This window comes from Anaerotignum lactatifermentans, assembly GCF_014982935.1.
GTDB classification, from domain to species: domain Bacteria; phylum Bacillota; class Clostridia; order Lachnospirales; family Anaerotignaceae; genus Anaerotignum; species Anaerotignum lactatifermentans.
In genome coordinates, this window is record NZ_JADCKK010000084.1 from 1 (window position 1) to 8,854 (window position 8,854).

The following is an 8,854-nucleotide window of genomic DNA, read 5'->3' on the forward strand; positions in this document are numbered from 1 at the left end:
CTAATTATCCACTACAATTTTCAGACCAGCACTGGTGTGGTGGTCTTATTTTGATACCCAATTTTCAACCTGTATAAAATTTTCAATGTTCTTTTAATTTAGCCTTGACTTTTTATTTGCAGGCTGTTGTTTTCTTTTTCTTTTGCGTGCTTCCATCTGTGCACGCATTTCCTGCAGTTCCTTGTCAAAGCGTTTGGAACGCAGTCCCGGGAAAGCCTTCATCAAACGGCGCTGTACCATTGTTTCCTGTTCCAGTGCACGGGCTTTGTATTCCAGACGTTCCCGAATTTCATTGAAAATATATTCCCCACGCAGTCTTTCTTCCAGCTGCATCTGTTCGATATCTCCAAAAGTTTCGTCCATACGGGCTTTCCATTCCCGCAGGAATTCTGCTGTTGGATGATTTTCAAAATATTCCGCCAGTTCCTGACGAGCAGTATACAATTTTGTGCTTTCCAGTTTGGCACGGAGTTCTTCTCTTGCTTCGCTCAAATGAGCCAGTTTTTCGTTCAAATGCAGAATCTGCTGTACGGTAACGCCTGCATCTGCAAAAAGATAGATCATCAGCACTGTGCCCACACATTCCCCCAGCACAAGAGGAATCTTTGCCACAAAATCCGCAACTGCCGGCTGGATGAGACGCATGACAAATACGGTCAAAAGCCCCCACTCCACAGAGCGTTCCAGGCAGACGCGTCCTTTGATATTAAACTTTTTCTTGCTGTAATCCCACCACGAAGCGTGAAAGAGTTTTTCCAGCAATACCGCAACGGCGTATTCTACCACCGTTGCCACCAGAAAACCGCCGCAAAACAAAAGCAGCAGATTTTCCTGCACAGGTGAGAGCAAAACCAGAATGAGCAATGCCCCTGTACCATAAATGGGGCAAAGCGGTCCATTGATAAAGCCGCGGTTCACCCATTCTTTTGTGGTAATGGAAACGAAAGCCGATTCCATTGCCCAGCCCAGAAAGCTGTAAAGCATAAAATAGTAAAAGAGCTGAAAAAAGGTAAACCCAAAAAGCTCCGATGTCCACATATTTTACGCCTCCCCACTTTCTTCCGGCAAGGAAATGCCGCACTGTTTCACATAATCCACCATATCTGCAAGAGCCGTTTCTTTGTCTGTCAGGGAAAAATCAATCCACAGACCGTCGATTTGTCTGCGGAACCAGGTCAGCTGACGTTTGGCAAAGCGTCTTGTGCCTGTTTTCAGTTCGGTTACCGCATCCTCCAGAGAAATCTCTCCGGCAAAGTACGGCAGGAATTCTTTATAACCAAGTCCCTGCATAGAAACCAGACTGCCATCATAGCCTTTGTCCAGAAGCCCCTTCACTTCATCCAGCAGACCCGCTTCCATCATCAGGTCTACACGCTGTTCGATGCGTTCATAGAGCTTCTGGCGTTCCATGGTCAGTATGATGACTGCCGCCGCATAGGGGGATTCTTTCTGTTTCTGTTCGGCGTTGTGGTCAGAAAATTTCTGCCCTGTCATATGGTGATATTCCAGCGCACGAGTCACACGCTTCACATTATTCGCGTGGGTCGTTGCAGCGTATTCCGGGTCAATTTCCAAAAGTTTCTGAAAAAGCACTTCCGGTCCTTCTGTTTCCGCCTGTTTGTAGCATGCCTGACGGAAACTGTCGTCTCCATCTGTTTCTGTAAAAGCATTGTCGTAGAGCAATGCGTTGATATAAAAGCCGGTGCCCCCTACCACAATGGGAATTTTTCCTTTTGCCCAGATTTCTTCCATATAAGCCTTGGCTTTCTGCTGGAAGATCATGACATTATATTCCTCATCGGGATCAAATTCATCAATGAGGTAATGGGGTACGCCGTCTGCTTCTTCTTTCGTCACTTTCGCTGTGCCAATATCCATATAACGATAAACCTGCATGGAATCGGCAGAAATGATCTCACCACCGATTTTCTTTGCCAGCAGAATGGACATGGCTGTTTTGCCGCAGGCCGTAGGCCCGCCAATGATAATAAGCGGTTTTTTCATGGACATCCCTCAATTCTGTATGCGTTTGAATTTCTTTTCCAGTTCATAGCGGGTCAGCTCAATGATGGTCGGGCGTCCATGGGGACAGGTAAAGGGGTTTTCCAGCTTCAACAGCTGAGAAATGAGAGATTCTGCCTCTTGGATGCTCAAACGGTCATGACCTTTCACCGCCGCTTTGCATGCCATGGTTGCCACCGCTAAAATTTTTGTGTCATATACATTGGAAACGGTTCCATCACTGATGGCATCCAGTATTTCCGTAAAAAATCCTACGCCGCTGGGCTCTTTCAGCAGTACAGGAACGGCGTTCAGCCCAAAAGTATCATTGCCGAAAACTTCAAAGCCAAAACCGAAGCGTTCCAACAATTCCCGATTGTCTTTCAAAATCTGTGTTTCCATAGGTGTCAGCCGCAGCATCACAGGGCTTACCAGACGCTGAGAAATGACAGACTCCTGACGGAACTGGTTCATGAGATTTTCATAGAGTATCCGCTCATGGGCTGCATGCTGGTCGATGAGGTACACACAATCTCCCTGTTCCACCATCCAGTATGTGCGGAAAATCTGCCCAATGATTTTATAATTATGGAAAAACGCCTGTTTTTGTAGAGGTGTCTCCACTTTTTCCACAGGCTTTTCTTCGGAAATGCCATCCACCGCAAAATCTGCAGGAATCACAGGTGTTTCTGCTGTATAGGAAGCCACATCTTCCCGTACTACAGACCTCTCTGGCTGTTTCCGCTTCAAAAGCTGGTCTACACTGGGACCGCTTCCTGCCTTTGGCAGGTCTGTAAGTGGTGTATGATATGTTTTTTCTACTATCGGTTTCTCTGTGATACCAGATTTTTCTGTAACAATAGTTTTTTCCGGCTCAACCTGTTCTTCTTCCGCAGGCATTTCCGGCAATTCCGCTTTCCGCTGAAGAATCATATCCACAAGGCTCTGCTGTTCCACCTTTGGTTTCGGTTCTGCCGCCGGTTTCTTTTCCCAACTGCTTCTGGGAATCAGCACCTGATCCTGAAAAGCAGAAGAAATGGCGTCATAGAAAAAGTCATAGACCTCATCATCATTTTTGAACCGTACTTCCAGTTTTGCCGGATGAACATTCACATCCACCTGTGCCGCGTCCACTTCCAGATTCAGCACATAAACAGGGAATTTCCCGATCATAATTCTGGTTTTATAAGCATCCTCCACGGCAGAGGAAACAATGCGGTTTTTGATGAAACGACCGTTGATGAACAAATTTTCATAATTGCGATTGCCTCTGGACAATTCTGGTTTTCCGATAAGCCCAGACAACCGGTAATCTCCTCTTTCAAAGGAAATTTCCATCATGGAAGTTGCCGCTTCTTTGCCGTAAACATAAAATACGGAAGCTTTTGCGTCACCATTTCCTGCTGTGTGAAGCATAGTAGAGCCGTTATTGATATAACGGAAAGATAGTTCCGGATGCCCCAATGCCAGTTTGTTCATGAGGTCAGAAACATAGCCGCTTTCCGTTGCCGGTTTTTTCAGAAATTTTCGTCTTGCAGGCACATTATAAAAGAGATTGCGGACAATGACTGTTGTCCCTTCGGTGCATGCCACATCCTGAAAAGATTTCACCTCTCCGGCGCTGATTTCAATACGGGTGCCTGTTTCCTCGTCTTTGGTGCGGGTAGTCATTTCCACCTGAGAAACAGCGGCAATGGATGCCAATGCTTCCCCACGGAACCCCATGGTATAGAGGTGTTCCAAATCCTCAATCTGGGACAATTTGCTGGTGGCATGGCGGAGGAAGGCTTCTTTTACCTGTTCCTTAGGAATGCCGCAGCCGTTATCTGTCACACGAATATACGAAATGCCGCCTTCCTTAATTTCCACCGTCACGGTGCTTGCGCCGGCGTCCATGGCGTTTTCCGTCAGTTCTTTGACTACGGACTTGGGGGATTCTACCACTTCCCCTGCCGCGATTTTATTGATTGTTTTCTGATCAAGAAGTTGTATCTTTTGCAAATACAGTCCTCCTTTCTATCACATGCCCTTTGCCTTTTTCTGAAGGTCAAAGAGTTTTTGCAGGGCTTCAATGGGCGTCATTGCCATAACATCCAGCTGTTTCAGTTCCTCTGTCAGCTGCATTTCGCCCATGTTGAACATATTTACCTGCTGCACGGTTTCTTCCTGCTGTTCCTGGGATTCCACCGCGATTTTTTTCGCTTTTTTCGTAATATCTGCCGCGTTGAGCTGTTTCAAAATCTGGTTACTGCGTTTGATAACTTTCGGCGGCAATCCTGCCAGACGGGCAACCTGCACGCCATAGCTATGGTCCGCGCCGCCTCGCTGGATTTTACGCAGGAAGATGATATCCTCTCCCTGTTCCTGTACGGCAATGCAGTAGTTTTTCACCCCTGCCAGTTTGCCTTCCAGCTCTGTCAATTCGTGATAATGTGTGGCAAAGAGGGTTTTCGCTCCCACATGTTTTGTATCCGCAATATATTCCAGCACTGCCCATGCAATACTCAAACCATCGAATGTGCTGGTGCCTCTGCCGATTTCATCCAGAATCAGCAGACTTTTGGGTGTGGCATGGTGCAGGATGTTTGCCACTTCCGTCATTTCCACCATAAAGGTACTCTGTCCGGCACTCAGGTCGTCAGAAGCCCCTACACGGGTGAAAATACGATCAACAACACCGATATGGGCAGAAGACGCAGGCACAAAACTGCCAATCTGCGCCATAAGCACAATGAGGGCTGTCTGCCGCATATACGTAGATTTCCCTGCCATATTGGGACCAGTGATGATTGCCAAACGGGTATCGCCGCTGTCCAGATAAGTATCATTGGAAATAAACTGTCCTGCCATGGCTTTTTCCACCACGGGATGACGACCTTCTTTGATATCAATAATGTCGCCTTCATCCACCACAGGTTTGGTGTAATTCTGTTTTTCCGCAACTTCTGCCAAGGACTGCAAAGCGTCAATGACAGAAATGATGTGGGCGCAAAGCTGAATCCGTTCCACTTCCGCCGCAACGGCGTTACGGATTTCCGTAAAGAGCTGGTATTCCAAATCCACAATTTTTTCTTCGGAACCCAGAATCAGTTCCGCCAGATCGTTCAGTTCCGGTGTAATGAAACGCTCACAGTTGGCAAGGGTCTGTTTACGGATATAGTTTTCCGGCACATCTTCCAGATTGGACTTTGTCACTTCCAGATAATAGCCAAAAACTTTATTGAAACGGATTTTCAGGTTTTTGATGCCTGTTTTTTCCCGTTCTTCTTCTTCCATTTGTTCAATCCAAGCCTTGCCTTCGGTTTTGGCTTTGGTATAGGTATCCAGTTCATCGGAATACCCGGGCTTGATCATGCCGCCTTCTCTTACAGAAAAAGGAGGGTCTTCCACAATTGCCTGATCAATCAGGTCATGGATGTTTTCCAGAGGGTCCAGTTTTTCATAGATTTCCTGCAAATATCCGCTTTTGCATCTGCCCAGTGTCCGTTTCAATAAAGGCAGATTTTCAATGGAATTTTTCAGCATGGACAACTCTCTGGCATTGGCTGTCTGATATACCACACGTCCCATAATACGTTCAAAGTCGAACATGGTACGGAGAATATCCTTGATTTCTTCCCGCAGGAACAAATCGTTTTTCAATTCTTCCACGGCATCCAGACGTTTGCAGATTTCCGCTGCGGAAAGCAAAGGCTGTTCCACCCATTTTCTCAGAGTTCTGGCGCCCATGGCTGTTTTGGTTTCATCCAGCACGCTCAGCAGAGAGCCTTTCTTATTTTTCTCCCGCATGGTTTCTGTCAATTCCAGATTTCTCCGGCTGGCAACATCCAATGGCATAAAATCGCCAATGGTGTAATATTTCAGTACAGAAATATGCTCCAGATCATTTTTCTGGGTTTCCAGCAAGTACCACAGCAGCCCCCCTGCCGCGGAAACAGCAATTTCTTTTTTCGCCAGCCCAAAACCATCCAGAGAAGATACATGGAAATGATGTTCCAGCGTATCTTTGGCTGTCGCGTAGGCAAACATGCGGTTATCCACATCACTGAAAGCAATGCGGAAACGCTCTTTCAGGTCTTTTGCCACAGGGTGTTCCAAAAAAGCTTCGTTGCACACCACTTCCGCCGGAGAAAAACGCGCCACTTCATCCAGAATACGAGAAGCTGCCAAAATAGTCGGGAATTCTGTTGTCTGGAATTCCCCTGTAGAAACGTCGCAAACACTTAAGCCATAGCCGTTTTTCCCGCCAAAAATAGACATGATGTAATTGTTCTTGCTTTCATCCAGCACTGTATGGTCTAACACAGTACCGGGGGTAATGACGCGGATGACTTCCCGTTTTACAATGCCTTTTGCCTGTTTGGGGTCTTCCACCTGTTCACAAATGGCTACGTGGTAGCCCTTTTCCACAAGACGGGCAATGTATCCATCGGCGCTGTGGAAAGGTACGCCGCACATAGGCGCGCGCTCCTCCTGCCCCCAGTCTTTTCCCGTCAATGTAATTTCCAGTTCTTTTGAGGCGATGACGGCATCTTCAAAAAACATCTCATAAAAATCGCCCAAGCGGAAAAAAAGCAGACAATGCTTATACTGTTCTTTGATCGCAAAGTACTGCTCCATCATGGGTGTTATTTTCGCCATCCATCTTCCTCCTTTCCTATGCTATTTTACAAGCAAACCCGAACCCCTGTTTTGCAGGAGTTCGGGTACTGTCACACAATCTTTTTTACTTACTGCACCATTAGTGGCAGCCACCGCCACAGGATGCGCAGGCACTGGGACTGCAGCCACCACTCTGTTCAGGATCTTCGCCAGCCAGTGTTGCTGTGATGATGTTGAATACAGAGTTCATGAAGTTGTTGAAGTTCATTTCTGCTGTATACAGATCTGCTGCCAGTTTATTGTTTTTAATGATTTCGCCGCGCGCTTTCATTTCTTCAGCGAATTTTTTCTGTTCTTCGGGAGCGATGCCGCCAGCCTGCATTTTCGCCTGGAATTCGTCATGCATCTGTGTATATTCTGCGACTGCTTTGGAAATTTCAGGGTCTTGTTCATAAGCTATTTTTGCAGCCAGAAGTGCTTCTACCTGAGGAGTTTTCTGCAGTTCTTCGCCCAATGTTCTTGCTAATTCAAATACGCTTGCCATGTTATTTCACCTTAAATCCTTTCTCCAATTACATAAAATGTTTTATTTTCTATAATCTTCACAGGCACCATCTGACCGATAAGGTCTTTGCTGCCTGAAAAATGCACCAGTGTATTCTGTTCGGTTCTGCCTGTCAGAATGTTTTCATCATGCTTGCTGACTTCTTCCACCAATACAGGCAGGACTTTGCCAACCTGTTCCTCTGTTACTTCGTGAACGATGGGGTTCAACACCTGTAACATACGGTCGAAACGGTCTTTCACCACATCTTCCGGCACCTGATTTTCCATCTTCGCCGCAGGAGTGCCTGTCCGTTTGGAATAAATGAATGTAAAAGCAGTGCAGTAACGTGCTTTGCGGATGACATCCAGTGTTTCCTGAAAATCTTCTTCTGTTTCACCAGGGAAACCAACGATGATATCGGTACTCAGTGTGATTTCCGGCATTGCTTCCCGTACTTTCCGCACCAGTTCCAGATACCCTTCCTTGGTGTAATGACGGTTCATTTTCTTGAGGATTTCCGTACTGCCGGACTGGAAAGGCAGATGCAGGTTTTTGCAAACCTTATCACATTCCTTCATTGCCAGAATCAGTTCATCGGACATATCTTTGGGATGAGAAGTCATAAAACGAATACGTTCAATGCCTTCCACCTCATTTACCATACGCAGCAGTTCTGCGAAGGAAACTGGATTTTCCAGATTTTTACCATAAGAGTTTACATTCTGACCCAGCAGCATGACTTCTTTGACGCCATCTGCCGCAAGTTTGCGTACTTCTGCCAGAATGTCTTCGGGTGTTCTGCTGCGCTCTCTGCCGCGTACATAGGGCACAATGCAGTAAGAGCAGAAATTGTTGCACCCGAACATAATGTTGACACTTGCCTTGTAAGGGAAATGTCTGATGCTGGGCAGGTCTTCCACCACTTCCTGATTTTCCTGCCAGATATCGAAAACGGTGCAGCCGCTTTCTTCTCTGGTTTTCATCAGTTCCGGCAGCTTATACAGATTGAAAGTGCCGAAAACCAAATCCACGTGGCGGTATTTCTGACGGATGGTTTCCAACACCGTATCCTGCTGCATCATACAGCCGCAAAGTGCTACCACCGCATCGGGATTTTCTTTTTTGTAATGTTTCAGCCATCCCAGTTTGCCGTATACCTTCAGTTCCGCATTTTCACGGACACAACAGGTATTGTAGATGATGAAATCCGCTTCTGTTTCTTCCTGGGTACGTTCATAACCCATTTCATCCAGCATACCTTCCAGTTTTTCCGAGTCATGGGCGTTCATCTGACACCCAAGGGTTACAACTTTCGCAAAAAGTGGTCTTCCTAATTTTTCGCTCTTTTGTCTTACAAGTTCTCGAACATACTGTATATTCTCTTGTATTCGCTCTCTTTCGTTAATTTCTGTATTAGTAATTTGATATGGACCTTTATATCTTAATGCCGTATCTTGATCATTTCTACTTGATTCCAATTCTCCACCGCCTTAATTCTAATTAGAAAGCATTCATAGAATAATATAACATAAAATGAAAACAAAAAAAAGTCTCTCCTTGAAAACAGGAAATACTTTTTTGTGGGTTTGTCAAACATATGTTACACCCTCCTTAATAAATTCCTTCAGGACAGTCTGTGGGGATTTCCAACCCAGAGGTCTCATAGGGAACAGATTATAGTCCCTACGGTTATAGACTTGGAGC

The 8,854-nt window shown here is 46.0% G+C and carries 6 protein-coding genes; all 6 read right to left on the reverse strand.

Annotated elements, in window-relative coordinates:
* Positions 1–93 precede the first annotated feature (93 nt).
* On the reverse strand, positions 94–1,038 hold the full coding sequence (locus INF29_RS13255) for a putative ABC transporter permease (RefSeq protein WP_193487152.1): 945 nt from the start codon (positions 1,036–1,038) through the stop codon (positions 94–96).
* A gap of 3 nt (positions 1,039–1,041) precedes the next feature.
* Positions 1,042–2,004 (reverse strand): tRNA (adenosine(37)-N6)-dimethylallyltransferase MiaA, encoded by a 963-nt coding sequence (gene miaA, locus INF29_RS13260; protein WP_272872663.1) that lies wholly within the window; start codon positions 2,002–2,004, stop codon positions 1,042–1,044.
* Between the two features lie 9 nt (positions 2,005–2,013).
* Complete coding sequence (mutL, locus tag INF29_RS13265) at positions 2,014–4,002, reverse strand: DNA mismatch repair endonuclease MutL (RefSeq protein ID WP_193487156.1); 1,989 nt, start codon at positions 4,000–4,002, stop codon at positions 2,014–2,016.
* Between the two features lie 18 nt (positions 4,003–4,020).
* Entirely contained in the window at positions 4,021–6,642 is a 2,622-nt protein-coding gene (gene mutS / locus INF29_RS13270) for a DNA mismatch repair protein MutS (RefSeq protein WP_072848579.1), read from the reverse strand.
* Positions 6,643–6,742: 100 nt separating this feature from the next.
* Positions 6,743–7,147 (reverse strand): YlbF family regulator, encoded by a 405-nt coding sequence (locus INF29_RS13275; RefSeq protein WP_072848581.1) that lies wholly within the window; start codon positions 7,145–7,147, stop codon positions 6,743–6,745.
* 11 nt (positions 7,148–7,158) lie between these two features.
* The gene (miaB, locus tag INF29_RS13280; RefSeq protein ID WP_408626518.1) at positions 7,159–8,571 is read right to left on the reverse strand and encodes a tRNA (N6-isopentenyl adenosine(37)-C2)-methylthiotransferase MiaB; all 1,413 of its coding nucleotides are present in this window, start codon (positions 8,569–8,571) and stop codon (positions 7,159–7,161) included.
* Positions 8,572–8,854 lie beyond the last annotated feature (283 nt).